We start from the raw sequence: 25,881 nt of genomic DNA, 5'->3' as shown, positions 1-25,881 counted from the left end.
GGATCCCGCCGGCCGGTCCGGCGGGCCGCGCCGGACATCAGGGAAACTCCCGAGTCGAAATCGATGAAAAACGGGTTGTCTAGACAAGTTGTCGTGGCTACACTTCAATCCATTCCGAACTTGTCTAGACAGGATTGCTCACATGATTACGTTGACCCCCGGCCATCTGACCCTCCCGCAACTGCGCCAGATCGCGCGCGAATCCGTGCAGCTCGCGCTCGACCCGGCCAGCTTCGCGAAGATCGACGCCGGCGCGAAGGCCGTCGCCGACATCGCCGCGAAGGGCGAGCCGGCCTACGGCATCAACACGGGCTTCGGCCGCCTGGCCAGCACGCACATCCCGCACGACCAGCTCGAGTTGCTGCAGAAGAACCTGGTGCTGTCGCATGCGGTCGGTGTCGGCGAGCCGATGGCCCGTTCGTCGGTGCGCCTCCTGATGGCGCTGAAGCTGTCGAGCCTCGGCCGCGGCCACTCGGGCATCCGCCGCGAAGTGATGGACGCGCTGATCACGCTGTTCAACGCCGACGTGCTGCCGCTGATCCCGGTGAAGGGCTCGGTCGGCGCATCGGGCGACCTCGCGCCGCTCGCGCACATGTCGGCGGTGCTGCTCGGCGTCGGTGAAGTGTTCATCCGCGGCGAGCGTGCGAGCGCGCTCGACGGGCTGCGCGTCGCGGGCCTCGCGCCGCTGACGCTGCAGGCGAAGGAGGGCCTCGCGCTGCTGAACGGCACGCAGGCATCGACCGCGCTGGCGCTCGACAACATGTTCGCGATCGAAGACCTGTACCGCACGGCGCTCGTCGCCGGCGCGTTGTCGGTCGACGCGGCAGCCGGTTCGGTGAAACCGTTCGACGCCCGCATCCATGAACTGCGCGGCCACCAGGGCCAGATCGACGCGGCGGCGTCGTATCGCGAGCTGCTCGAAGGCTCGCCGATCAACCAGTCGCACCGCGACTGCGACAAGGTGCAGGATCCGTACAGCCTGCGCTGCCAGCCGCAGGTGATGGGCGCGTGTCTGGACCAGATGCGCCATGCGGCCGACGTGCTGCTGGTCGAAGCGAACGCCGTGTCGGACAACCCGCTGATCTTCCCGGACACCGGTGAAGTGCTGTCGGGCGGCAACTTCCACGCCGAGCCGGTCGCGTTCGCGGCCGACAACCTCGCGCTGGCCGCATCGGAAATCGGCGCGCTGGCCGAACGCCGCATCGCGCTGCTGATCGACGCGACGCTGTCGGGCCTGCCCCCGTTCCTCGTGAGGGACGGCGGCGTGAACTCGGGCTTCATGATCGCGCACGTGACGGCGGCCGCACTCGCATCGGAAAACAAGACGCTCGCCCACCCGGCGTCGGTCGACTCGCTGCCGACTTCCGCGAACCAGGAAGACCACGTGTCGATGGCGACGTTCGCCGCGCGCAAGCTCGCCGACATCGCGGACAACACGAAGCACATCCTCGCGATCGAACTGCTGGCCGCGGCCCAGGGCGTCGACCTGCGCGCGCCGTACCACACGAGCCCGAAGCTGGCGCCGGTGATGGAGACGATCCGCGGCAAGGTCGCGCATTACGAACTCGACCACTACTTCGCACCGGACATCGCGGCGGTCGCGAAGCTCGTCGGCGAGCGCGCGTTCGCGAAGGTCGCACCGTTCTCGTTCGCATCGGAACAGTAAGCCGATGAGCGCGCCGGTCTACCAGGAGATCAAGGATTTCATCCTGGCCCGCATCCACGCCGGCGAGTGGGAGGAGGGCGACCAGGTGCCGTCCGAGAACGAGCTGGCGCGCGAATTCAAGGTGGCGCGCATGACCGTCAACCGCGCGCTGCGCGAGTTGACGGCCGAGCAGGTGCTCACGCGCATGAAGGGCGCGGGCACCTACGTCGCGCGGCCGAAGTACGAGTCGACGCTGGTGGCGATCCGCAGCATCTCGGAGGAGGTCGGCGCGCGCGGGCATGCGTATCGGGCGAGCGTGCTCGGCCTCGACACGGTCGGCGCGGACGACGCGCTCGCCGACGAGATGCAGGTGGCCGTGCGCACGAAGCTGTTTCATTCGCAGGTGCTGCACTTCGAGAACGACGAGCCCGTGCAGCTCGAAGAACGGTGGGTGAATCCGGCGGTCGCGCCGGATTACGCCGAGCAGGATTTCACGAACACGACGCCGAACCTGTACCTGATGCGCGCGGCCCCGCTGCAGCGCGTCGAGTACCGGATCGAAGCGGCGGCCCCGGCGCCGGAGCGGCGCGAGCAGCTGCGGATGGACGACGTCGAACCGTGTCTGGTTTTACATCGGCGCACCTGGTCGCAGGGCGTCGTCGCCTCGGTGGCGAATCTGTGGCATCCCGGCAGCCGTTACCGCTTCACCGGGCATTTCTGATTCCTATTTGATAGTCATTTTCCCTCGGGAGCAGTCGTCATGAACCATCCGAAACACATCGATCCCCGTCTCGATCCGACGCGCACGATCCGCGCGCCGCGCGGCAGCGAGAAGACCTGCAAGACCTGGCTGGCCGAGGCGGCCTACCGGATGATCCAGAACAACCTGGACCCGGAAGTCGCCGAGCATCCGCATGCGCTCGTCGTGTACGGCGGCATCGGCCGCGCGGCGCGCAACTGGGAATGCTACGACCAGATCCTCGCGTCGCTGAAGGATCTCGAGGAAAACGAAACGCTGCTGATCCAGTCGGGCAAGCCGGTCGGCGTGTTCCGCACGCACAAGGATGCGCCGCGCGTGCTGCTCGCGAACTCGAACCTCGTGCCGCACTGGGCGAACTGGGATCACTTCCACGAGCTCGACCGCAAGGGCCTGATGATGTACGGCCAGATGACGGCCGGCAGCTGGATCTACATCGGCAGCCAGGGCATCGTTCAGGGCACGTACGAAACGTTCTTCTCGGTCGCGAACCAGCACTTCAACGGCGATCCGTCGGGCCGCTGGATCCTGACGGGCGGCCTCGGCGGCATGGGCGGCGCGCAGCCGCTGGCCGCGACGATGGCCGGCTTCTCGATGATCGCGGTCGAATGCGACGAGACGCGCATCGACTTCCGCCTGAAGACGCGCTACGTCGACAAGAAGGCAACGACGCTCGACGAAGCGCTCGGCATGATCGAGGAAGCGAAGCGCACGGGCAAGCCCGTGTCGGTCGGCCTGCTCGGCAACGCCGCCGACGTGTTCGCGGAACTCGTCACGCGCGGCATCACGCCGGACTGCGTGACCGACCAGACGAGCGCGCACGATCCGATCAACGGCTACCTGCCGCAAGGCTGGACCGTCGCGCAATGGCGCGAAGCGCAGAAGGTCGATCCGCAGAGCATCGTGAAGGTCGCGAAGCAGTCGATGGCCGTCCAGGTGCGCGCGATGCTGGCGCTGCAGGAACGCGGCGCGGCGACGCTCGACTACGGCAACAACATCCGCCAGATGGCGCTGGAAATGGGCGTCGAGAACGCGTTCGACTTCCCGGGCTTCGTGCCGGCGTACATCCGTCCGCTGTTCTGCGAAGGCAAGGGCCCGTTCCGCTGGGTCGCGCTGTCGGGCGATCCGGAAGACATCTACAAGACCGACCAGAAGGTGAAGGAACTGATCCCCGACGATCCGCACCTGCACAACTGGCTCGACATGGCGCGCGAGCGCATCGCGTTCCAGGGCCTGCCGGCACGGATCTGCTGGGTGGGCGTGAAGGATCGCTATCGTCTCGGCCAGGCATTCAACGAGATGGTCAAGAACGGCGAACTGAAGGCCCCGATCGTGATCGGCCGCGACCACCTCGACACCGGCTCGGTCGCCAGCCCGAATCGCGAGACGGAATCGATGAAGGATGGGTCGGACGCGGTCAGCGACTGGCCGCTGCTGAACGCACTGCTGAACACGGCAGGCGGCGCATCGTGGGTGTCGCTGCATCATGGCGGGGGCGTCGGCATGGGCTTCTCGCAGCACTCGGGCGTCGTGATCGTCGCCGATGGCACGGCTGAAGCGCACGAGCGTCTCGGTCGCGTGCTGCTGAACGACCCGGCGACGGGCGTGATGCGCCATGCGGATGCCGGCTACGAACTCGCGCAGCAGACGGCTCGCGAAGCCGGCCTGAAGCTGCCGATGCTCGGCCGCTGAGCATGACGGCGCTCGACCAGGCGCCGGTGAACGCGACGCTGATCCGCGCGGCGGATCTCGTCGCGTCGCCGTGGAAGAACGGCGGCGGCGTGACGCGCGAGATCGGCGCGTTCCCGCCCGGCGCCGCGCTCGACGCGTTCGCGTGGCGCGTGAGCGTCGCGGACGTCGGCACGGCCGGCCCATTCTCGCGTTTCGACGGGATCGACCGCACGCTCGTGCTGCTGTCCGGCGCGGGCATGACGCTCGCCGAAGCGGGCGGTGCGCACCATGTGCTCGACGTGCCGCTGGCCCGTGCGGATTTCGCAGGGGAAGCGGCGATCGACGCGACGCTGCACGACGGCGCGACGCGCGACTTCAACCTGATGACGCGCCGCTCGGCCGCGCGCGGCACGCTCGACGTGTGGCGCGCGGGCGCGCACCATGTCGCGCCGGCCGATACCGTGCTGCTGTTCTGCGCGACCGGCGCCGTCGGTGTCTCAATCGACGGCACGCGCCACGCACTGGAAGAAATGGACACGCTGCGGCTCGACGGGCCGCGGCGTGCGTTTGACGTCGTCGTGAGCGGGGGCGGTGCGTTGCTCGCCGTCTCGCTCGCCGTCGGCGAACGAGACTGAACGCATGAAACCGACTGTCTGGCATCACCTGAGGCTGTGTCCGCACGGCCATCCCGACGAAACGATCGACGACGCGGCGATCGCGGTCGACGAAACCGGCACGATCGTGTGGCTCGGCGCGTGGTCCGCGCTGCCGCACGGTTACGCGCACTGGCCGCGCGAAGACCTGCACGGCGCGTGGGTGACGCCGGGCCTCGTCGATTGCCATACGCACCTCGTGTACGGCGGCACGCGTGCGGACGAATTCGCGCAGCGTCTCGCGGGCGTCAGCTACGAGGAAATCGCGCGGCAGGGCGGCGGGATCGTGTCGACGGTGCGCGCGACGCGCGCGGCCGACGAAACGACGCTGTTCGTGCAGGCCGCCGCGCGCCTGCAGCCGCTGCTCGCCGAAGGCGTGACCGCGATCGAGATCAAGTCGGGCTACGGGCTCGACCTCGCGAGCGAGCGCAAGATGCTGCGCGTCGCGCGCCAGCTCGGCGAGCGCTTTCCGGTCACGGTCTACACGACCTTCCTCGGCGCGCATGCGCTGCCGCCCGAATACGCGGGCCGGGCGGACGCGTACATCGACGAAGTGTGCGACCGCATGCTGCCGGCGCTCGCCGACGAGGGTCTCGTCGACGCGGTCGACGTGTTCTGCGAACGCATCGGCTTCTCGCTCGCGCAGACCGAGCGCGTGTTCGAGGCCGCGACGCGCCGCGGCCTGCCCGTGAAGCTGCATGCGGAACAACTGTCGAACGCCGGCGGCACGGCGCTCGCCGCGCGCTACCGCGCGTTGTCCGCCGACCACCTCGAGTTTCTCGACGAAGCCGGCATCGAGGCGATGAAGGCGGCCGGCACGGTCGCCGTGCTGCTGCCCGGCGCGTACTACTTCATCCGCGAAACGCAACTGCCGCCGATCGAGCTGCTGCGCAAGCACGGCGTGCCGATCGCGCTCGCGACCGATCACAACCCCGGCACGTCGCCGCTCGAATCGCTGCTGCTGACGCTGAACATGGGCTGCACGCTGTTCCGCATGACGGTGCCGGAAGTGCTGCAGGGCGTCACGCGCCATGCCGCCGCGGCGCTTGGCCGCGCGGATCGCCACGGCGCGCTCGAGGTCGGCCGCCAGGCCGACTTCGCCGCGTGGTCGGTCGGTTCGCTGTCGGAGCTCGCGTACTGGATCGGCCGGCCGCTGTGCGAGCAGGTCGTGCGCGGCGGTACGACCGTGTTTCGCCGGATGAACGGATAGTTTTTGCAGGGAGCCGGGCCGGGTGCGACCGCGCTCGACCCGGCCGCTCGACAAGGAATCAGAATGACCGACACCATGTTGTTCGCGGACCACGCCTACCTGCCCGACGGCTGGCGCCGCAACGTGCTGCTGCGCTGGGACGCGGCCGGCACGCTGACCGGCGTGACGCCCGATACCGATGCGCCGGCAGACGTCGCGCGTGCGGCCGGCCCGGTGCTGCCCGGCATGCCGAACCTGCATTCGCACGCATTCCAGCGCGCGATGGCGGGGCTCACCGAATACCGCGCGAATCCCGCCGACAGCTTCTGGAGCTGGCGCGACCTGATGTACCGCTTCGCGCTGAAGATCACGCCCGACGCGCTCGCGGCGATCGCACGCTGGCTGTACGTCGAGATGCTCAAGTGCGGTTACACGTCGGTGTGCGAATTCCACTACGTGCATCACGCACAGGACGGCTCGCGCTATCCGCAGCTCGCGGAGCTCGGCACGCGCGTCGTCGATGCCGCACGCGCCGCCGGCATCGGCATCACGATGCTGCCCGTGTCGTACCAGTTCGCCGGCTTCGGCAACAAGCCGCCGCGCGACGACCAGCGCCGCTTCATCAACACGCCCGACGGGCTGCTCGAACTGCTCGACGCGATGCGTCGCGCGGCGCCCGAGCACGGCGGCCTGCGCTACGGCGTCGCGCCGCACTCGCTGCGCGCGGTGTCGGAGAACGGGCTGCGCACGCTGATCGACGGGCTGCCCGACGACGCGCCCGTTCACATCCATATCGCCGAACAGACGGCCGAGGTCGACGACTGCGTGCGCGCGTACGGCGCGCGTCCCGTCCAATGGCTGCTCGATCGCTTCGACGTCGATGCGCGCTGGTGCCTCGTGCATGCCACGCACGTCGATGCGACCGAGACGGCCGCGCTCGCGAAGCGTCGCGCGGTCGCCGGCCTGTGCCTGACGACCGAAGCGAACCTGGGCGACGGCGTGTTCCCGGCTGTCGACTATCTCGCGCAGGGCGGCGTGATCGGCGTCGGCTCGGACAGCCACGCCTCGGTCGATTGGCGCTCGGAGCTGCGCCTGCTCGAATACGGGCAGCGGCTCGTGCACCGCGCGCGCAACGTGCTGGCGAGCGAGTCGCAGGCACACGTCGCCGATCGCCTGTTCGACGCATCGCTCGCGGGCGGCGCACAGGCGAGCGGGCGGCGTGTCGGCGCGCTGCGCGAAGGCTGCCGCGCCGACTGGCTGGTGCTCGATCCCGATCATCCGGCGATCGCCGAACATGGCAGCCCGTCGTGGCTGTCGGGCATCGTGTTCGCCGAGCACGGCGAGACGCCCGTGCTCGACGTCTACACGGGCGGCGAACGCGTCGTGAGCGGCCGCCGCCATCGCGACGAAGACGCTGCATACGCGGACTACCGCGCCGCGCTGGCGCAACTGCTGCGCTGACACGCGGCAACCGGCGCGCGTGCGTGCGCCGGCCGACTCTTACGGTGAGGCGACATGACTGAACAACCGGCTGTATTCACGCTGAAGCAGGGCACGCTGCCGCTGCTGATCTCGATTCCGCACGCAGGCACGCACATCCCCGAGGACATCGCGGCGACGATGACGCCCGACGCGCGCTTCGTCGACGATTGCGACTGGCATCTCGAGCGGCTGTACGGCTTCGCGGCCGATCTCGGCGCATCGATCCTGGTGCCGTCGCACGCGCGTTACGTCGTCGACCTGAACCGTCCGCCCGACAACGAGAACCTGTACCCGGGGCAGGACACGACGGGGCTCGTGCCGGTCGATACGTTCGACAAGGCGCCGCTCTATCCGGCGAATGCGCTGCCCGGCAACGACGAGATCATGCGTCGCCGCGACCGCTACTGGCTGCCGTATCACGACGCGCTGCAGCGCGAGATTGCACGCCTGAAGCGCGAGCACGGCCGCGTGCTCGTGTGGGAAGCGCATTCGATCCGCTCGCATGTGCCGCGCTTCTTCGACGGCCGCCTGCCGGACTTCAATTTCGGCACGTCGAGCGGCGCGAGCGCCAGGCCCGGTCTCGCGGAGGCGCTGGCCGCGCGCGTGCTCGCACACGGCGGTTATACGGCCGTCGCGAACGGCCGCTTCAAGGGCGGTTACATTACCCGTCACTACGGCGTGCCCGACACCGGTGTCGAAGCCGTGCAGCTCGAGCTGTCGCAGATCACCTACATGGAAGAGACGCGTCCGTACGCGTACGACGAAGCGCGCGCCGCGCGGATTGCGCCGCTGTTGCAGACGCTCGTCGAAACCGCGCTCGCGCATCGCTGAGCGCGGGCCGCTCGCATGCGGCAGCGCGGCGGAGCAGGGCGTCGCGGCCCGCCGGCATGCAGCAGGCGCGCCGACGCAATGCACAACACGGCATCGATCGAGGGGATCGATGCCGTTTTTTCATCTGATCGATGTCGTCGTCGGTGCCTGAAAATTTGACGCAATTTTTAGGTGATATAAGCTGAATGTCAGGAAGTCGTCACGCGCGCACCGGCGGCGAGGGCATCGACGATGGCCGTACCGCGCCGGAATGCGCTGCGAGACACCTTGCCGACGTGTCGCCGCGCGGCTTTGCCGCATGCGCTTGATCGCGACGCGTGTCCTGCCTCCTTCAGTCAGTCGAGTACGATCGTGAAAGCCGCCAGCCCTTCGATACGCCGGACGCGAAGTCCGTCGGCGGGCGCGCCGCCTCAGGCCGGGCCGAACCGGCATGCTGAATGCGGCACGCGTGCCGCCCCTTTACGCGAACCTCGTTTCTTCGCCATTTCCCATCGCGGCCCGCGCCGCTTCAACCTCGTGACCGCGCAGGTGTTCAGCGCGGTGCAGTGCGACGGCAGCGCATCGTTGTTGCCCTAGCGTCTTGTTCCGCTTCCGTTGCGGGCCGCACCGCGGCTTGCCGCATCGTTCGCGCGGCCGGATCGCGCATGCGCTCGCGCTGCGCGATGGCACGCGCGTGCGGCGCAGCCGCCGGCCTTCGTCGTCCCGTGCGCACGCATGCGGCGCGCGATTACCGGAGAGGGAGGGATGCTCATGCGTGCGCGCCCGATCGTAGCCGTCACCGCCGACCGCATCCTGCGCGGTGCGCATCCGAATCACACGGCCGGCGAGAAGTACCTCGCCGCGCTCGTCGACGGCGCCGGCGCGCTGGCGTTGGTGCTGCCCGCGCTCGGCGCGCGCCAGCCGCCCGACGCGATCATCGCGGCGGTCGACGGGCTGCTGTTTACGGGCAGCTATTCGAACGTCGAGCCGCATCATTACGGCGGCGCCGCGAGCGCGCCCGACACATTGCACGATGCCGCGCGCGATGCGACCGCGTTGCCGCTGATCCGCGCGGCGATCGAGGCGGGCGTACCCGTGCTCGCGATCTGCCGCGGCATGCAGGAGCTGAACGTCGCGTACGGCGGCACGCTGCATCAGCGGCTGCACGCGACGAACGGCTTCGACGATCATCGCGAACGGGCGGCCGATCCGCTCGAGCGGCAGTATGGTCCCGCGCACGTCGTGCAACTCGCGCCGGGCGGCCTGCTGCAGCGGGTCGCGCGCGGCGTGCACGAGGCGACCGTCAATTCGCTGCACGACCAGGGCATCGCCCGGCTTGGCGCGGGGCTCGTCGTCGAAGCGAGCGCGCCCGACGGGCTCGTCGAGGCCGTCAGCGTGCGCGGCGCGCGCGCGTTCGCGCTCGGCGTGCAGTGGCATCCCGAATGGCGCTACGCGGAACAGCCGCTGTCGCGCGACATCTTCGCGGCATTCGGCGCGGCGTGCCGCGTGCGCATGACGCACCGCATTCATGCAGCCGGCGGCGCGATCGCGTCGCCGAGCGCATCCGACGTCGACTGAACGAGGCCGATCATGCAACCCGAACTGAGCGAATTCCTGCGGCAGCACCGCATCACCGAGGTCGAGGCGATCATCCCCGACATGGCCGGCATCGCGCGCGGCAAGATCATTCCGCGCAACAAGTTCGAATCAGGCGAATCGATGCGCCTGCCGCAGGCCGTGATGGTGCAGACCGTGACCGGCGATTATCCGGAGGACGGCACGCTGACCGGCGTGACCGATCCCGACATGGTGTGCGTGCCCGATCCGTCGACGATCTGCCTGATTCCGTGGGCCGTCGATCCGACCGCGCAGGTGATTCACGACTGCGTGCATTTCGACGGTTCGCCGGTCGAGATCTCGCCGCGATACGTGCTGCGCCGCGTGCTCGACCTGTACGAGGCGAAAGGCTGGAAGCCCGTCGTCGCGCCGGAACTCGAGTTCTATCTCGTCGACATGAATGCCGATCCCGACCTGCCGCTGCGCCCGCCGATCGGCCGCACGGGACGCGCGGAAACCGGCCGCCAGTCGTATTCGATCGAGGCCGTCAACGAGTTCGATCCGCTGTTCGAGGACATCTACGAGTACTGCGAAATGCAGGGCCTCGATATCGAGACGCTGATCCACGAAGTCGGCGCCGCGCAGATGGAGATCAACTTCGTGCACGGCGATGCGCTGCCGCTGGCCGACCAGGTATTCCTGTTCAAGCGCACGGTGCGCGAGGCCGCGCTGCGCCACAACATGTACGCGACCTTCATGGCCAAGCCGATGGAAGGCGAACCGGGATCCGCGATGCACATTCACCAGAGCCTGGCGGACATGCGCACCGGGCGCAACCTGTTCGCCGACGAGGACGGTTCCGTGTCGCCGCTGTTCCGCAGCTATCTCGCGGGGCTGCAGAAATACACGCCGGCGCTGATGCCGATCTTCGCGCCGTACATCAACTCGTACCGCCGGCTGTCGCGCTTCATGGCCGCGCCGATCAACGTGCAGTGGGGCTACGACAACCGGACGGTCGGCTTTCGCATCCCGCAGTCGAGCCCCGTCGCGCGCCGCATCGAGAACCGCATTCCGGGCGTCGACTGCAACCCGTACCTCGCGTTCGCGGCGACGCTCGCCGCCGGCTATCTCGGCATGACGCAGCAGCTCGCGCCGACCGAGCCGATTGCCTCAGACGGTTACGACCTGCCTTACCAGCTGCCGCGCAATCTGGAAGAGGGCATCTCGCTGATGGCCGCGTGCGAGCCGCTCGCCGGCATTCTCGGCGACAAGTTCGTGAAGGCCTATCTGGCGCTGAAGGAAACCGAATACGAAGCGTTCTTCCGCGTGATCAGCTCGTGGGAACGCAGGCATCTGCTGCTGCACGTCTGAACGTGCGGCGCCGTTTCATGGAGGAAACATGACCGATCGACACGAAGCCCGCTCGCCGCACTCGACCGCCGAATACCGCGCGCTCGACGCCGCGCACCATATCCACCCGTTCTCGGACATGGGCGCGCTGAACCGCGCCGGCAGCCGCGTGATCGTGAAGGCCGACGGCGTCTACCTGTGGGATTCGGACGGCAACAAGGTGATCGACGGGATGGCCGGCCTGTGGTGCGTGAACGTCGGCTACGGCCGCAAGGAACTCGCCGACGCCGCGTATCGCCAGTTGCAGGAACTGCCGTTCTACAACACCTTCTTCAAGACCACGCACCCGCCGGTGATCGAGCTGTCCGCGCTGCTCGCGGAACTGACGCCGGCCGGCTTCAACCACTTCTTCTACTGCAACAGCGGCTCGGAAGGCAACGACACGGTGCTGCGCCTCGTGCACCAGTACTGGCGCGTGCAAGGCAAGCCGCAGAAGAAGTTCGTGATCTCGCGCAAGAACGGCTACCACGGCTCGACCATCGCGGGCGGCACGCTCGGCGGGATGGGCTACATGCACGAGCAGATGCCGTCGAAGGTCGAGCACATCGTGCACATCGACCAGCCGTATTTCTTCGGCGAAGCGCAGCCGGGCGAGACGCCGGAAGCGTTCGGCCTCGCGCGCGCGCAGCAGCTCGAGGCGAAGATCCTCGAGCTCGGCGCGGAGAACGTCGCCGCGTTCATCGGCGAGCCGTTCCAGGGTGCGGGCGGCGTGATCTTCCCGCCGTCGACGTACTGGCCGGAAATCCAGCGGATCTGTCGCAAGTACGACATCCTGCTTGTCGCCGACGAGGTGATCGGCGGCTTCGGGCGCACCGGCGAATGGTTCGCGCATCAGCACTTCGGTTTCGAGCCGGACCTGATCACGATGGCCAAGGGCCTCACGTCGGGTTATGTGCCGATGGGGGCGGTCGGCATTCACGAGCGCGTGGCGCGGCCGATCATCGACAACGGCGAATTCAATCACGGCCTCACGTACTCGGGCCACCCGGTGGCGGCGGCCGTCGCGGTCGCGAACCTGAAGCTGCTGCGCGACGAAGGCATCGTCGAGCGCGTGAAGACCGATATCGGGCCGTATTTCCAGCGTCGGCTGCGCGATGCGCTGGGTGACCATCCGATCGTCGGGGAGATCGCGGGCGCGGGGCTCGTCGCAGGCGTTCAGCTTGCGCGCGATCGCGGCCGGCGCGAGCGGTTCGGTGCGGACGTCGATATCGGCACGATCTGCCGCGACTTCTGCTTCAACGGCCACCTGATCATGCGCGCGACCGGCGACCGGATGCTGCTGTCGCCGCCGCTCGTGATTCGCGAGGCGGAAGTCGACGAGATCGTCGACAAGGCGAAGCATGCGTTCGATGCGACGGCGGAGCGGGTGGGGTAAGTCGTGCAACGATTCGGCCGTGCTCGCGTGGCCGCGACTCGATCATGTCGCAGCGCGTTGCGGCTTTACCGGCGGACATTCGGTGAATGCCGGTGGACCGGACCGGTTTGGCGGTGACGGCGACTCCGCCGTGTGGTGTTTCCTGCGCCGGACCGGCCATGACGGCCGGTCCAGTCGGTGCAACGTGAACCGCGCGTTGCCTGAAGGGGAATAAAACCACGCGGTATCAAACGTGCGTGAACCGCTGCCGCTCGAAGGCCATGATGTGCGCAACCGAAGACGCGATATCCATCGCTCCGGTTTCGACGACGACATCGGGCGCGGCCGGAACTTCGTAGGGATCCGAGATGCCGGTGAATTGCGTCGTCTGGCCGGTGAACGCTTTTGCGTAAAGCTGCTTCGGATCGCGTGCGGAACAGGTTGCAATATCGGTTTTCAGATAAACCTCGACGAACCGATCTGCGCCCACGATATGTCGTGCCCGTTGCCGGTCGGCTTCATAAGGCGAGATCAGCGCGACGATGACGGTAAAACCCTGCGCATTGAGCAATTTCGCCATTTCGGCGGTGCGACGGCAGTTCTCGGTACGATCTTCCCGCGAGAAACCGAGATCGGGAGACACGCCCGCCCGCAATTCGTCGCCGTCGAGTATGCATGTCGGAATATCGCGCGCGCGCAACTGCCTGGCGATCTCGCGCGAGAGGGTTGACTTGCCGGCGCCGCTCAGACCGGTAAGCCACAGGGTGTAGTCGTTCTTCTCTTGTGCCATGGGTGTCAATCTCTATCACCAGCTCTGACCATCGCAAGTCAAGATTTCGTGCCTAAATGCGATGCCGATTCGGCTGGTTGTTATTTGGTGTAAGGATTCTATGCATCCGGATTTCTACAAATGTTACAGAAGAATTACCAAAAATTACACTGGCAATTTTCTTTCTTTCGTGTTGAAAGCTTGCTAATGACCTGAATGAAATGTCTGATCTTTGTTCGTCCGCCGGGTCGGAAGACGGTGTGGTACCAGCGGACGTTGATCCGCGAAGAAATGAACGATTTTGCCGTTGATCGCGCATTTCCCTGATTTGCATCAGCCGATACAAGCAATCGATGCTTGGCAAATTGACGCGCATCGATGGCCATAAAAGTTTGAGAGACAGCGTTCCTGCGCGGGATTCCGATTGGCAATGCGGCGATATTGTTGGAAAAGCGCACGGAACTCCAGCGCGTTGACCGCGAGGACATTGATTTTCCGCAGGTGAAAATCCGCGCGCGCGCACGCAGGGGCGTGTTGATCGAGGCCGCGGATACGTGGAGGAGGTGACAACGGCTGCGTCGTGAATCCGGCGCGGCAAAACGAAAAGGCCCTGCGTCGTGAGACGCAGGGCCTTGAATTCTTTGGTGGGCGGTACTGGGATCGAACCAGTGACCCCTGCCGTGTGAAGGCAGTGCTCTACCGCTGAGCTAACCGCCCAAAGAAGCTGAAATTATGTCAGGGCTTTGAGGGTCTGTAAAGCCCTTTCTGCAAATTTTTTCGAATGTCCGCCGGCACCCGCCGCCGACCGCCCGTTCAGCCCGCGAGCGCGGGCAGCCTGTCGATCGACGCACGTACATAGTCGGCGAAGCGTAGCGCGACCGGCTCGGCGGTGCCGCTGCGCTTGAGCGCAAGCGTGCGCGATTCGAGCGACGCATCCTTCAGCGGCCGGAACGCGAGCCGGTCGCTCTTCGCCTGCTGCAGCACGCGCGGCACCAGCGCGACCCCCATCCCGAACTCGATCATCGACAGGATCGTCTGCCACAGCCGCGCTTCGTGGCGGATCAACGGACTGAATCCCGCGTTCACGCACTGCGCGATGATCAGGTCGTGATAGTGCGGCGCCGCTTCGCGCGGAAACAGGATGAACGGTTCCGTCGCAAGCGCGGCGAGCGCGACTTGTCTGCGCCGCGTGAGCGGATGCGCGGCCGGCAGGCAGCACACGAACGGCTCCGCATAGACGGGCACCGATTCGACTTCGGGCGGGAAGTGGCCCCAGTGCGCATAGCCGAGATCGATCTGGCCACGCTGGATCGCCTGTACCTGCGCATGCGTGTTCATCTCGCTCAGCACGACCTCGACGCCCGGGTAGTCGGTTTCGAAGCGCCGTACCGCGTCGGGCAGCCCGCGATACAGCATCGAATGGACGAAGCCGATCCGCAGCCGGCCCGCGAGGCCCGACGCGGAGCGCACCGTCAGGCGCTCGGCCTCGGCCGCCTGCAGCAGCAGCCGGCGTGCCTCGCCGAGCAGCACCTCGCCCGCGTTGGTCAGCGCGACGGTCTTGTTGGTGCGCGAGAAGAGCTGCACGCCGAGCGTGTCCTCGAACTTGCGGATGTCGAAACTCAGCGCCGGCTGCGAGATGAACAGGCGCTTCGCCGCGCGCCCGAAATGCAGCTCCTCCGCGACCGCCACGAAATAGCGCAATTGCCTCAGTTCCACGGTGTCTCCTCCTGGCGTCGGCATCGATAAGCGACATCTATCGTACCGGATGAATCCTGTATTGGACGCTTATCGATCGCGCGCCTACGCTCTGCGGAAGGTTTCGCGCGGAGCCGGCAGCGGGCGGCGGCGCCCGGCCGGCCGGATCAACGCGCAGGCAACTCAGGAGACAACTCGCATGAACGACACCGCTGGCGCGCCGGACCCCGGCACATCCAACATCCCCGACAGCCGGGGCATCAATTTCTTCACCGCCGACACCGACCTCGGCGCGTTGCTGAAGCTGCACCTCGGCGATGCGCACTATGCCGAACTCGAGCCGCAACTGCGCGCGCTCGGGGCACGCGTGTCCGGCGAACTCGACGAATGGGCATCGCGCGCGGACAAGCATCCGCCCGTGCTCGAGCATCGCAACCGGCGCGGCGAGGCCGTGCAGCGGATCGACAAGGATCCCGCGTATGTCGCGCTCGAACGCGTTGCGTATGCGGAGCTCGGGCTCGCGTCGATGAGCCACGGGGCGCAATCCGTGCCGCCGCTCGTCAAGTACGCGCTGACGTTCCTGTTCGTGCAGGCGGAGTTCGGGCTGTGCTGCCCGGTCAGCATGACCGACTCGCTGACGCGCACGCTGCGCCGCTTCGGCGATCCGGCGCTCGTCGCGCGTTATCTGCCGATGCTCGCGTCGCGCGACTTCGACACGCTGTACCAGGGGGCGATGTTCATGACCGAGCAGGCGGCCGGCTCCGACGTCGCGCGGATCGCGACGCGCGCCGCGCGCGAGACGGACGCGCACGGCGGGACCGTCTGGCGCCTGACCGGCGACAAGTGGTTCTGCTCGAACGCGGATGCCGACCTCGCGATGGTGCTCGCGCGGCCCGACGGCGCGCCGGACGGCATCAAGGGCCTCGCGCTGTTCCTGCTGCCGAAGACGCTGCCCGACGGCACGCGCAACCGCTACCGGATCGTGCGCCTGAAGGACAAGCTCGGCAGCCGTTCGATGGCGAGCGGCGAGATCGTGCTCGACGGTGCGCAGGCCTGGCTGATCGGCGAGATCGGCCGCGGCTTTCACCAGATGGCCGACATGATCAACATGTCGCGGCTGTCGAACGGCGTGCGCGCGGCGGGGCTGATGCGGCGCGCGCTGAACGAGGCGCTGCACGTCGCCGCGCATCGCGAGGCGTTCGGCCGCAAGCTGATCGAGATGCCGCTGATGCAGCGCCAGCTGATGAAAATGCTGCTGCCGGCCGAGGCTGCCCGCGCGATGTTCATGCAGATCGCGTTGCTGCTGCCGCACGCCGACGCCGGTGACGAGCAGGCCGCGCGCTGCGTGCGGATCCTGACGCCGCTGATCAAGTTCCGCGCGTGCCGCGATGCGCGCCGCGTGACGGGCGACGCGATGGAAGTGCGCGGCGGCACCGGCTACATCGAGGAATGGAGCGATGCACGGCTCGTGCGCGATGCGCATCTCGGCTCGATCTGGGAAGGCACGAGCAACATCGTCGCGCTGGACGTTGCGCGGGCCGCGCAGCGCGAGCACGCACTCGACGCGCTGCGCGCGTTCCTCGGCGACCGGCTCGGCGCGGCACCGCTGCCCGACGCGAGCCGCGCGGCGCTGCGGCGCATCCTCGCGCGCGCATGCGATGCACTGGCGCGAGTCGCGGCGGACGGCGACGACGCGCACGTGCGGCAGGCCGCGTCCGCGCTGTACTACGCGAGCGCGGCCGTGCTGATGGCCTGCGAGGGCGTGCGGCTCGCGCCGGATTTCCGGCGTCTCGCGCTCGCGCACCTGCTCGTGCGCCACAAGCTGCTGCCGGTCGATCCGCTCGCGCCGGCGTTGCGCGACGACGAGTCGGCCGCGTTCGATGCGTTGCTGCGCGGCACGCCGGTTGCGCTCGACACGGCGCTCGACCTGCTGCCGGAGGTCGAACGATGAGCGCAACGAACGTAACGCGCGCGTCACGCGGTGCGCTGGACGGCCTGAAAGTCGTCGACCTGAGTCGTGTGCTCGGCGGCCCGTACTGCACGCAGGCGCTCGCCGACCACGGTGCGACGGTGGTCAAGATCGAGCCGCCCGCCGGCGACGAAACACGCGGCTGGGGGCCGCCGTTCCTCGGCGACACGGCCTGGTACTTCATGGGCGTCAACCGCAACAAGGAAGGGCTGGCGCTCGACCTGTCGCGCGACGAAGGGCGCGCGATCCTGTGGCGCCTGCTGGAAGAGGCCGACGTGCTGGTCGAGAACTTCAAGCCCGGCACGCTCGCGCGCTGGGGGATGGACTATGCGCGCGACCTGCAGCCGCGCTTTCCGCGCCTGATCCATTGCGCGGTGACGGGCTTCGGCGACGACGGCCCGCTCGGCGGGCTGCCCGGCTACGACGCGGTGATCCAGGCGATGGCCGGGCTGATGAGCGTCAACGGCGAGCGCGACGGCGACGCGACGCGCATCGGCCTGCCGATCGTCGACATGGTCACGGGGCTCAACGCGCTCGCCGGCATCCTGCTCGCACTCGCGGAGCGCGAGAAAAGCGGGCAGGGGCAGTCGATCGACATCGCGCTGTACGACTGCGGTGTATCGCTGCTGCATCCGCACCTGCCGAACTTCTTCGGCTCCGGGCGCGTGCCGGAGCGCAGCGGCAACGCGCATCCGAACATCGCGCCCTACGACAGCTACCGCACGGCGACCGTGCCGATCTTCCTCGCGGTCGGCAACGACCGGCAGTTCGCGCGGCTCGTCGCGCATCTCGGTGCGCCGGCGCTCGCGGGCGACGCGCGCTTCGTCGATAACCGCAGCCGCTGCGCGCACCGGCCCGCGCTGAAGGCCGAACTGGAAGCGCGGCTCGCCGCGCACGCGTGCGAGCCGCTCGCGCGCGACCTGATGGCGGCCGGCGTGCCGTGCGGGCCGGTGCGGACGGTGGCCGAGGTCGCGCACGATCCGCATGCGCTGCACCGTAACCTGTTCGTCGAAATCGGCGCGTATCGCGGCACGGCGTCGCCGGTGAAGCTGTCGCGCACGCCGGCCACCTATCGGTCGGCACCGCCCGCGCTTGGCCGCGACACGCGCGCGGTGCTCGACCGGCTCGGCGTCGATCGTGCGCTTCAGCAGCAACTGCTCGACGCCGGCGTGCTGAAAACGGCGCCGGACCCGGCGCCCGGCTGACATCACGCCGCCGGCCGGCGGCGCGATGCCGGCCACCCGGGAAAGGCGCGCGCGAGTCGCGCCCCCGATCACCCAACAGGAGACATCGATGAGCCGTCCGCAATCCCCGAGCGCCGCGCTGCCGCGGCCTGGCCGCGCCGCCTTCGCGGCGTTCGTCGGCACCACGATCGAGTGGTACGACTTCTACATCTACGGCACGGCCGCGGCGCTCGTGTTCGGCAAGGTGTTCTTCGCGAGCACGATGGACCCGGGCGTCGCGACGCTGCTCGCGTTCGTCACGTTCTGGGCCGGTTTCGCCGCGCGGCCGCTCGGCGGCATCGTGTTCGGGCATCTCGGCGATCGCGTCGGCCGCAAGACCGCACTCGTGATCACGCTGGTGATGATGGGTCTGGCGACGACCGGCATCGGCCTGCTGCCCGGCTATGCGCAGATCGGCGTCTGGGCGCCGGCCGGCCTCGTCGTGCTGCGGGTGCTGCAGGGCATCGCGGTCGGCGGCGAGTGGGGCGGCGCGGTGCTGATCGCGAGCGAAAACGCGCCGAAGCACCGCAGCATCCTGTATGCGGCGTTCGCGCAGCAGGGCTCGCCCACCGGCAACCTGCTCGCCACCGCCGCGTTCTTCGCGCTGAGCGCGCTGCCGACGCCGTCGTTCCTGACGTGGGGCTGGCGCATTCCGTTCCTGCTGTCGGCCGTGCTCGTGATCATCGGCATGGTGATCCGGCTGAAGCTCGAGGAATCGGCCGACATGCAGCGCGTGCTCGCGCGCAAGCGCACGGTGAAGCTGCCGCTGCGCGACGTCGTGCGCGATCACTGGGTGGTCGTGCTGCTCGCGGCCGGCACCTTGCCCGTGATCAACGTCACGTATTTCCGCAGCACGTTCGCGCTGTCGTGGGCGACGAAGGAGCTCGGCTACGCGCAGGGCACGTTCCTCGGCATCCTGTCGATCTCGCTCGTCGTGCAGTTCCTGATGCAGCCGGTCGGCGCATGGTTCGTGTCGAAGGTCGACATGCGGCGCGCGATGTGCTGGATCCTGATTCCGGAAATCGTGCTGATGCCGGTGATGTTCCATGCGCTCGCGACGCGTTCGTACGGGGTCGCCGTCGCGGGCATGTGCATCTCGACGATTCCGTCGGCGATGTTCTACGGCGCGGTCGGCGGCGTGCTCGCGCGCGTGTTTCCGGCGAACATCCGCTATACGGGCCTGTCGCTCGCGTACCAGTTGAGCGCGCTGGTCGTCGGCGGCGGCACGCCGGTGCTCGCGCAGGCGATCCTCAACGCGACGGGCAGCATCGTCGGCGTCGCGGTCGCATCGGGGCTCTACGCGCTCGTGTCGCTCGTCTGCATGCTGGCGTTGCTGAACCGCACCGGCTATCGCGCCGACGAACTGTCGACGGCCGAACGCAGCGATGCGGCGGAATGGGGCACCGAAGGCGGCAGCGCCGACAGCGCGAGCGGCGGCGCGCAACAGCCGGGCGACGGCGGCACGCTGAAACCGGCGGGTTGACGCACGCCGGGCGCATGCGCCCGAAAGAAAAACGGCACCGTGCGGGACACGGTGCCGTTGTTCGTCGGATCATGTGGCCGCGCTGCCGGCGCCGCGCGTCACGTCATCAGCCTTCCGTCGGCGGCACGTAGCCGGACGCCTGGTCCGCGCCGTCGCCGAAGAAGTATTTTTCGGTCTGCTTCATCAGGTACTGGCGCGCACGCGGGTCGGCCATGTTCAGGCGGTTTTCGTTGATCAGCATCGTCTGCTGCTTGAGCCAGCCCTGCCATGCTTCCTTCGAGACGCTCTCGTAAATGCGCTTGCCGAGTTCGCCCGGCAGCGGCGGGAAATCGAGGCCTTCGGCTTCCTTGCCGAGCTTCGCGCATTGGATCATTCGAGCCATCGTGTACTTCTCCTGTAATCGAACTGGGGGGAGGGCAGTCGTGCCTGCGCTCAGAGCTGCTTCATCAGCACGAGCGACTTGCGCTGCCAGTTATAGAGTTTGCGACGGTCTTCCGGCAGGTCGTCGACACTGACCTTGACGAAGCCGCGCTTGAGGAACCAGTGCTCGGTGCGCGTCGTGAGCACGAAGATGTGCGTGAGGCCGCGCGCGCGGGCGCGCTGCTCGATGCGCTTGAGCAGGCGTTCGCCGTCGCCCGAGCCCTGCGCTTCCGGCGCGACCGTCAGGCAAGCCATCTCGCCGATCTTCTCCTGCTGGTACGGGTACAGCGCCGCGCAGCCGAACAGCACGCCATCGTGCTCGATCACCGAGAAGTGGTCGATGTCGCGTTCGATCTGGTGGCGGCCGCGTCGCACCAGCGTGCCGTCGGTCTCGAGCGGCTCGATCAGCGACAGGATGCCGCCGACGTCGTCCGGCGTCGCCTCGCGCAGGCTTTCGAGGTTCTCGTACGAGATCATCGTGCCGACGCCGTCGTGCAGGAACAGTTCGAGCAGCATGCTGCCGTCGAGCGATTGCGGAATCAGGTGCGCCCGCGTCACGCCGCCGCGGCACGCGCGGATCGAGTGCTTCAGGAAGAACGCGTCGTCGCCCTGGATGTTGCCGGAATCGAGCAGCTCGGCCGCCGCGTCGAGCGACATTTCGCGGATCAGCCCGCCTTCGTCGTCGACGATGCCCGGCGCTTCGGTCAGGAAGATGATCTTGTCGGCGCGCAGCGCGATCGCGGCCGCCGACGCGACGTCTTCCATCGACAGGTTGAACGCCTCGCCGGTCGGCGAGAAACCGAGCGGCGACAGCAGCACGAGCTTGCGGCTCGCGAGCGAATGACGGATCGATTCGGCGTCGATCTTGCGCACGATGCCCGTATGCGCGAAATCGACCCCGTCGAGAATCCCCACCGGCCGTGCCGTGACGAAGTTGCCCGACACGACGCTGATGTGCGCGTGCGCCATCGGCGAGTTCGGCAGACCCTGGCTGATCGCGGCCTCGATGTCGAGACGCACTTCGCCGGCCGCTTCCTTCGCGGATTCGAGCGCGCGCGCATCGGTGATGCGCAGGCCGTGCGAAAACTCGGATTCGACACCGTGCAGGCTCAACTGCTCCTCGACCTGCGGGCGCGAGCCGTGCACGAGCACGATCTGGATGCCCATCGCCTGCAGCAGCGCGATGTCGGAGACGAGCGCGTTCAGCAGCCCCTGCTGCACCACCTCGCCGCCGAACCCCACGACGAACGTGCTGTTGCGGAACTTGTGGATATAGGGCGCGACGGAGCGCATCCAGTCGACGAATTGCGCGTGGCTGGCGGCCGAATCGTCGGCGGCCGGCGGCGTCGCGGCGCTGGTCTGGGCGGGGGGGAGGTCGGTTTGGGAATTCATGGGCGGGATTATAATGCGCCCCCATGTCGAATGTTTCTAAAAGTCCCGCGCCGACGCGGGCCAATACGCCGTCGGCCAGGCACCCGGATGGTGCGGTCGACGCACGCGGGCAGCAGGGCCAGCCGCCGCGCCAGCAGCAGGACCAGCCGGCGGCCCCGCCGGCACACGCACCGCGCGGGCCGCGCGGCGACGAACGGCGCGGCGACGCGCGCCAGCCGGCCGCGAAGGGCGTACCGCAGGCATCGGGCGAGCGCGTCCCGCGCCGCGAGCGTCCGCCGCGAGCGGTCGTCGCGCCGAATCCCGTCCCGCCGATCACGTACCCCGAAAGCCTGCCCGTGTCGGGCAAGCGCGACGAAATCGCGCGCGCGATCGCCGGTCATCAGGTCGTCATCGTCTGCGGCGAAACGGGTTCGGGCAAGACCACGCAGTTGCCGAAGATCTGTCTCGATCTCGGCCGCGGCCTCGGCGCCGGCGGCACGGGCCTGATCGGCCATACCCAGCCGCGCCGGCTCGCCGCGTCGTCGACCGGTCGCCGGATCGCCGAGGAACTCGGCACGCCGTTCGGCGAGGTGGTCGGCTACAAGGTGCGCTTTACCGACAATCTCGCGCCGGGCGCGTCCGTGAAGCTGATGACGGACGGCATCCTGCTCGCCGAGACGCAGACCGACCCGCTGCTGAAGGCGTACGACACGCTGATCATCGACGAGGCGCACGAGCGCAGCCTGAACATCGATTTCCTGCTCGGCTACCTGAAGGAAATCTTGCCGAGGCGGCCGGACCTGAAGCTGATCGTCACGTCCGCGACGATCGACGCCGATCGCTTCGCGCGCCATTTCGGCACCGACGAGCGCCCGGCGCCCGTGATCGAGGTGAGCGGGCGGCTGTATCCGGTCGAGATGCGTTACCGCCCGGTGGCCGAGGATCGCCCGGCCGTGAAGCATGCCGAAGGCACGGGCGGCCGCGACCGGGTGAAGACCGCGCGCGAAGCCGAGCGCGACCTGATGGACGCGATCGTCGACGCGGTCGACGAGCTGTGCCGCGAGGGCCCCGGCGACGTGCTGGTGTTCCTGCCCGGCGAGCGCGAGATCCGCGAGGCGGCCGAGGCGCTGCGCAAGCACCATCCGCCGCACACCGAGATCCTGCCGCTGTTCGCGCGGCTGTCGGCGGCCGACCAGGACAAGGTGTTCAAGGCGTCGAACGCCCGCCGGATCGTGCTGGCGACCAACGTCGCCGAAACCTCGCTGACGGTGCCGGGCATCCGCTACGTGGTCGACACCGGCCTCGCGCGCGTGAAGCGCTATTCGTACCGGAACAAGGTCGAGCAGCTGCAGGTCGAGTCGATCTCGCAGGCGGCCGCGAACCAGCGCGCGGGCCGTTGCGGCCGCGTGGCCGACGGCGTCTGCATCCGCTTGTACGAGGAAAGCGACTACCAGGCGCGCGCGCGCTTCACCGATCCGGAAATCCTGCGCTCGTCGCTCGCGTCGGTGATCCTGCGGATGAAGTCGCTGCACCTGACGGCGATCGAATCGTTCCCGTTCCTCGAACCGCCGCCCGGCCGCGCGATCGCGGACGGCTACCAGTTGCTCAACGAGCTCGGCGCGGTCGACGACGACAACGCGCTGACGCCGCTCGGCCGCGAACTCGCGCGGCTGCCGCTCGATCCGCGCGTCGGCCGGATGATTCTCGCCGCGCGCGACCAGCAGTCGCTGCGCGAGGTGCTGATCATCGCGAGCGCGCTGTCCGTGCAGGACCCGCGCGACCGGCCGATCGACGCGCAGGAGCAGGCCGACCAGGCGCACCGCCGGTTTGCCGACGAGCGTTCCGAATTCCTGCAGTGGCTGAAGATCTGGGCATGGTTCGAAGAGGCCGTCGCGCACAAGAAGTCGAACCGCCAGCTCGTCGACGCGTGCCGCCAGAATTTCCTGTCGCACCTGCGGCTGCGCGAATGGCGCGACGTCCATTCGCAGTTGCTGACCGTCGTGCGCGAGCACGGCTGGCGCCTGAACGAAGTCGAGGCGACCTACGAACAGGTCCATCTGGCCCTGTTGACGGGGCTGCTCGGCAACCTCGGCCTGAAGGCCGACGACGATCCGCACTATCTCGGCGCGCGCGGCATCAAGTTCTACCTGTGGCCGGGCTCCGCGCTCGCGAAGAAGGCCGGCCGCTGGGTGATGGCGGCCGAGCTTGTCGAGACGAGCCGGCTGTACGCGCGCTGCCTCGCGAAGATCGAGCCCGAATGGGTCGAGAAAATCGGCGCGCACCTGCTGAAGAAATCGCTGTCGGAGCCGCACTGGGAAAAGCGCCCGGCGCAGGTCAGCGCGTACGAGCGCGCGACGCTGTACGGGCTGCCGATCTACCACCGCCGGCGCGTCGCGTTCGGCAAGCAGGATCCGGCGCGTGCCCGCGAGCTGTTCATCCGTGGTGCGCTGGTCGAAGGCGAGTTCGACACGAAGCTCGCGTTCTTCGCGCACAACCGCAAGCTGCTCGCCGACATCGAGCAGCTCGAGCACAAGTCGCGCCGTCAGGACGTGCTGGTCGACGACGAGCTGATCTACGCGTTCTACGACCAGGCGATTCCCGAGGGGATCCACACGGGCGCGGCGTTCGAGCGCTGGTATCGCGACGAAGTGAAGAAGGGCGGCCAGCCCGAGGACAAGCTGCGGCTGCTGTACCTGTCGCGCGACGACCTGATGCGCCACGAGGCGGCCGGCGTGACGACCGAGCTGTTCCCGAAGCGCGCGACGATGGCCGGCGTCGAGATGGCCCTCACGTACCACTTCGAGCCCGGCACGCCGCGCGACGGCGTGACGCTCGCGGTGCCGCTGTACGCGCTGAACCAGGTCGATGCGCGCCGCTGCGAGTGGCTCGTGCCGGGGATGCTGAAGGAAAAGGTGCAGCTGCTGCTGAAGTCGCTGCCGCAGAAGCTGCGCCGGCACTGCGTGCCGCTGCCCGAATACGCGGCCGGCTTCGTCGAGCGGATGGGGCGCGAGCGCTTCGGCGCGGGCGGGCTCGTCGAGGCGCTGATCGCCGACGTGCGCGGCGAGACGCAGGTCGCGATGAAGACGGCCGACTTCAAGCTCGAGACGCTGCCCGCGCACCTGTTCATGAATTTCAAGGTGATCGACGAGCACGGCCGCCAGCTGGCGATGGGGCGCAATCTCGCGCAGCTTCGCCAGGAGCTCGGCGCGCAGGCGCAGCAGCAGTTCCAGAAGATCGCGGCGGCGTCGACGATCGCGACGGGCGGCGATGTCGATGCGGGCCAGCCGGTCGGCCAGGCGCCGGCGGCGGCCACGGCCGGTGCCGCCGGCCGTAACGCGAAGGCAGGCAAGGGCGCGGCGCCGCAGACGGCCGCGCCGGCGGAAGCCGGCGCGACGGCGCTGTACGAGAACCTGACGACGTGGAATTTCGGCAAGCTGCCCGAGCTGCTGGAAATCCGCCGGCGCGGCCAGACGCTGTACGGCTACCCGGCGCTCGTCGACCGCGGCACGCATTGCGACGTCGAGGTGTTCGATTCGCCGGAGGAGGCCGCACGCATCCACCGGGCCGGCTTGCGGCGGCTGTTCGCGCTGCAGCTGAAGGAGCCGATCAAGTTCCTCGAGAAGAACCTGCCGGGCCTGCGCGAGATGGCGATGCAGTACATGTCGCTCGGCACGCAGGACGAGTTGCGCGACCAGCTGATCGATACGGCGCTCGACCGCGCGTGCCTGCAGGACCCGCTGCCCGACGACGACGCAAGCTTCCACGCGCGCCGCGACGAGGGCCGGAGCCGCCTGAACCTGCTCGCGCAGGAAATCGCGCGGCTGGTCGGCCAGATCCTCGCCGAATACGCGGGGCTCGTGAAGAAGCTCGCGCAGGCGAAGCCGTTCGCGCAGGCCCATGCGGACCTGCAGCAGCAGCTCGCCGCGCTGGTCGGCAAGCGCTTCGTGATCGACACGCCTTACGCGCAGCTTGCGCATTTCCCGCGCTACCTGAAGGGCATCGCGCTGCGCATCGACAAGCTGAAGGCCGATCCGGCGCGCGATGCGAAGCAGTCGGCCGACCTGCTGCCGCTTGTCCAGCAGTACCAGCGCGCGGTGTCGCAGCGCGGCGGCGTCGCCGATGCGCGGCTCGCGGAATTCCGCTGGCTGCTCGAAGAACTGCGGATTTCGCTGTTCGCGCAGGAACTGCGCACGCCGATGCCTGTCTCTGTCAAGCGTCTGCACAAGGTCTGGGAGTCGATGCAGCGCTAGCGCAACATCGGCGTCCCGGGCCCGCCGCGGCGGATGGCCCCGGCCGGCCGTACGGTGCTTGCCGCGGCGGCTCGTCCGGCCGCCGCGGCGTGCGTCGAAGTGGCGCAATACCGACCGCCGTCAACCGGCGCGGCCGGTTGAACGTTTTACAATGACGGTTGTTCCTCGACGTG

Annotated in this window: 18 protein-coding genes and 1 tRNA gene; 14 read left to right on the top strand and 5 right to left on the bottom strand. The window is 68.3% G+C overall.

Going from position 1 to position 25,881, the window contains the following annotated elements; all coding sequences use genetic code 11:
• Window positions 1-142: 142 nt before the first annotated feature.
• The 10 genes from hutH to WJ12_RS10925 all read left to right on the top strand — a co-directional run bounded on the left by hutH (window position 143) and on the right by WJ12_RS10925 (window position 12,549).
• Window positions 143-1,666 carry a histidine ammonia-lyase gene (gene hutH / locus WJ12_RS10970; RefSeq protein ID WP_034190383.1) on the top strand — a complete coding sequence of 508 codons (1,524 nt, stop codon included), beginning with the start codon at window positions 143-145 and terminating at the stop codon, window positions 1,664-1,666.
• 4 nt (window positions 1,667-1,670) lie between these two features.
• The gene (hutC, locus tag WJ12_RS10965) at window positions 1,671-2,366 is read left to right on the top strand and encodes a histidine utilization repressor (RefSeq protein ID WP_059560177.1); all 696 of its coding nucleotides are present in this window, start codon (window positions 1,671-1,673) and stop codon (window positions 2,364-2,366) included.
• Between the two features lie 39 nt (window positions 2,367-2,405).
• On the top strand, window positions 2,406-4,094 hold the full coding sequence (hutU, locus tag WJ12_RS10960) for a urocanate hydratase (protein ID WP_034190385.1): 1,689 nt from the start codon (window positions 2,406-2,408) through the stop codon (window positions 4,092-4,094).
• Window positions 4,095-4,096: 2 nt separating this feature from the next.
• A complete protein-coding gene (locus WJ12_RS10955) occupies window positions 4,097-4,708 on the top strand; it encodes a HutD/Ves family protein (protein WP_059560180.1) in 612 nt (203 codons plus the stop codon).
• Window positions 4,709-4,712: 4 nt separating this feature from the next.
• Window positions 4,713-5,936 carry an imidazolonepropionase gene (hutI, locus tag WJ12_RS10950; RefSeq protein ID WP_069245675.1) on the top strand — a complete coding sequence of 408 codons (1,224 nt, stop codon included), beginning with the start codon at window positions 4,713-4,715 and terminating at the stop codon, window positions 5,934-5,936.
• A gap of 63 nt (window positions 5,937-5,999) precedes the next feature.
• The gene (locus WJ12_RS10945) at window positions 6,000-7,376 is read left to right on the top strand and encodes a formimidoylglutamate deiminase (RefSeq protein ID WP_034190388.1); all 1,377 of its coding nucleotides are present in this window, start codon (window positions 6,000-6,002) and stop codon (window positions 7,374-7,376) included.
• 54 nt (window positions 7,377-7,430) lie between these two features.
• Window positions 7,431-8,228, top strand: coding sequence for an N-formylglutamate deformylase (hutG, locus tag WJ12_RS10940; protein ID WP_059560186.1), 798 nt, complete (start codon window positions 7,431-7,433; stop codon window positions 8,226-8,228).
• 750 nt (window positions 8,229-8,978) lie between these two features.
• Entirely contained in the window at window positions 8,979-9,785 is an 807-nt protein-coding gene (locus tag WJ12_RS10935; protein WP_034190390.1) for a gamma-glutamyl-gamma-aminobutyrate hydrolase family protein, read from the top strand.
• 12 nt (window positions 9,786-9,797) lie between these two features.
• Complete coding sequence (locus tag WJ12_RS10930) at window positions 9,798-11,135, top strand: glutamine synthetase family protein (protein WP_034190391.1); 1,338 nt, start codon at window positions 9,798-9,800, stop codon at window positions 11,133-11,135.
• A 28-nt stretch (window positions 11,136-11,163) separates the two neighbouring features.
• Entirely contained in the window at window positions 11,164-12,549 is a 1,386-nt protein-coding gene (locus WJ12_RS10925; RefSeq protein WP_069245674.1) for an aspartate aminotransferase family protein, read from the top strand.
• Between the two features lie 226 nt (window positions 12,550-12,775).
• Here WJ12_RS10925 and cysC read toward each other — a convergent pair whose 3' ends face one another.
• The 3 genes from cysC to WJ12_RS10910 all read right to left on the bottom strand — a co-directional run bounded on the left by cysC (window position 12,776) and on the right by WJ12_RS10910 (window position 15,013).
• The gene (gene cysC, locus WJ12_RS10920) at window positions 12,776-13,318 is read right to left on the bottom strand and encodes an adenylyl-sulfate kinase (protein ID WP_034188971.1); all 543 of its coding nucleotides are present in this window, start codon (window positions 13,316-13,318) and stop codon (window positions 12,776-12,778) included.
• A gap of 621 nt (window positions 13,319-13,939) precedes the next feature.
• Window positions 13,940-14,014 (bottom strand) — tRNA-Val (locus tag WJ12_RS10915).
• A 96-nt stretch (window positions 14,015-14,110) separates the two neighbouring features.
• Window positions 14,111-15,013 carry a LysR family transcriptional regulator gene (locus WJ12_RS10910; RefSeq protein WP_059562060.1) on the bottom strand — a complete coding sequence of 301 codons (903 nt, stop codon included), beginning with the start codon at window positions 15,011-15,013 and terminating at the stop codon, window positions 14,111-14,113.
• Window positions 15,014-15,191: 178 nt separating this feature from the next.
• Here WJ12_RS10910 and WJ12_RS10905 point away from each other — a divergent pair, with 178 nt between their 5' ends.
• The 3 genes from WJ12_RS10905 (at window position 15,192) to WJ12_RS10895 (ending at window position 19,667) form a co-directional block, all read left to right on the top strand.
• The gene (locus WJ12_RS10905) at window positions 15,192-16,943 is read left to right on the top strand and encodes an acyl-CoA dehydrogenase family protein (protein WP_059562058.1); all 1,752 of its coding nucleotides are present in this window, start codon (window positions 15,192-15,194) and stop codon (window positions 16,941-16,943) included.
• Entirely contained in the window at window positions 16,940-18,166 is a 1,227-nt protein-coding gene (locus WJ12_RS10900; protein ID WP_059562053.1) for a CaiB/BaiF CoA transferase family protein, read from the top strand. Before WJ12_RS10905 ends, WJ12_RS10900 begins: the two co-directional genes overlap by 4 nt.
• Before the next feature lie 88 nt (window positions 18,167-18,254).
• Complete coding sequence (locus WJ12_RS10895; protein ID WP_059562051.1) at window positions 18,255-19,667, top strand: MFS transporter; 1,413 nt, start codon at window positions 18,255-18,257, stop codon at window positions 19,665-19,667.
• A gap of 106 nt (window positions 19,668-19,773) precedes the next feature.
• Here WJ12_RS10895 and WJ12_RS10890 read toward each other — a convergent pair whose 3' ends face one another.
• Together WJ12_RS10890 and argA are read right to left on the bottom strand one after the other, a co-directional pair.
• Window positions 19,774-20,049 (bottom strand): oxidative damage protection protein, encoded by a 276-nt coding sequence (locus tag WJ12_RS10890; RefSeq protein WP_006478357.1) that lies wholly within the window; start codon window positions 20,047-20,049, stop codon window positions 19,774-19,776.
• A gap of 50 nt (window positions 20,050-20,099) precedes the next feature.
• Window positions 20,100-21,479, bottom strand: a complete 1,380-nt coding sequence (gene argA / locus WJ12_RS10885; protein WP_034188966.1) for an amino-acid N-acetyltransferase — start codon at window positions 21,477-21,479, stop codon at window positions 20,100-20,102.
• A 23-nt stretch (window positions 21,480-21,502) separates the two neighbouring features.
• Between argA and hrpA the strand changes: the two genes are divergently transcribed.
• Window positions 21,503-25,708, top strand: coding sequence for an ATP-dependent RNA helicase HrpA (hrpA, locus tag WJ12_RS10880; protein ID WP_059562048.1), 4,206 nt, complete (start codon window positions 21,503-21,505; stop codon window positions 25,706-25,708).
• Window positions 25,709-25,881: the final 173 nt, after the last annotated feature.

This window comes from Burkholderia seminalis (assembly GCF_001718535.1).
Classification (GTDB): domain Bacteria; phylum Pseudomonadota; class Gammaproteobacteria; order Burkholderiales; family Burkholderiaceae; genus Burkholderia; species Burkholderia seminalis.
Note: the sequence above shows the minus strand (reverse complement) of the source record. Positions and strands in the feature narration are given on the sequence as shown.

Coding starts and splice junctions, on each gene's coding strand:
- hutH (WP_034190383.1), top strand. CDS start 143: ATGATTACGTTGACCCCCGGCCATCTGACCCTCCCGCAACTGCGCCAG.
- hutC (WP_059560177.1), top strand. CDS start 1,671: ATGAGCGCGCCGGTCTACCAGGAGATCAAGGATTTCATCCTGGCCCGC.
- hutU (WP_034190385.1), top strand. CDS start 2,406: ATGAACCATCCGAAACACATCGATCCCCGTCTCGATCCGACGCGCACG.
- WJ12_RS10955 (WP_059560180.1), top strand. CDS start 4,097: ATGACGGCGCTCGACCAGGCGCCGGTGAACGCGACGCTGATCCGCGCG.
- hutI (WP_069245675.1), top strand. CDS start 4,713: ATGAAACCGACTGTCTGGCATCACCTGAGGCTGTGTCCGCACGGCCAT.
- WJ12_RS10945 (WP_034190388.1), top strand. CDS start 6,000: ATGACCGACACCATGTTGTTCGCGGACCACGCCTACCTGCCCGACGGC.
- hutG (WP_059560186.1), top strand. CDS start 7,431: ATGACTGAACAACCGGCTGTATTCACGCTGAAGCAGGGCACGCTGCCG.
- WJ12_RS10935 (WP_034190390.1), top strand. CDS start 8,979: ATGCGTGCGCGCCCGATCGTAGCCGTCACCGCCGACCGCATCCTGCGC.
- WJ12_RS10930 (WP_034190391.1), top strand. CDS start 9,798: ATGCAACCCGAACTGAGCGAATTCCTGCGGCAGCACCGCATCACCGAG.
- WJ12_RS10925 (WP_069245674.1), top strand. CDS start 11,164: ATGACCGATCGACACGAAGCCCGCTCGCCGCACTCGACCGCCGAATAC.
- cysC (WP_034188971.1), bottom strand. CDS start 13,318: ATGGCACAAGAGAAGAACGACTACACCCTGTGGCTTACCGGTCTGAGC.
- WJ12_RS10905 (WP_059562058.1), top strand. CDS start 15,192: ATGAACGACACCGCTGGCGCGCCGGACCCCGGCACATCCAACATCCCC.
- WJ12_RS10900 (WP_059562053.1), top strand. CDS start 16,940: ATGAGCGCAACGAACGTAACGCGCGCGTCACGCGGTGCGCTGGACGGC.
- WJ12_RS10895 (WP_059562051.1), top strand. CDS start 18,255: ATGAGCCGTCCGCAATCCCCGAGCGCCGCGCTGCCGCGGCCTGGCCGC.
- WJ12_RS10890 (WP_006478357.1), bottom strand. CDS start 20,049: ATGGCTCGAATGATCCAATGCGCGAAGCTCGGCAAGGAAGCCGAAGGC.
- argA (WP_034188966.1), bottom strand. CDS start 21,479: ATGAATTCCCAAACCGACCTCCCCCCCGCCCAGACCAGCGCCGCGACG.
- hrpA (WP_059562048.1), top strand. CDS start 21,503: ATGTCGAATGTTTCTAAAAGTCCCGCGCCGACGCGGGCCAATACGCCG.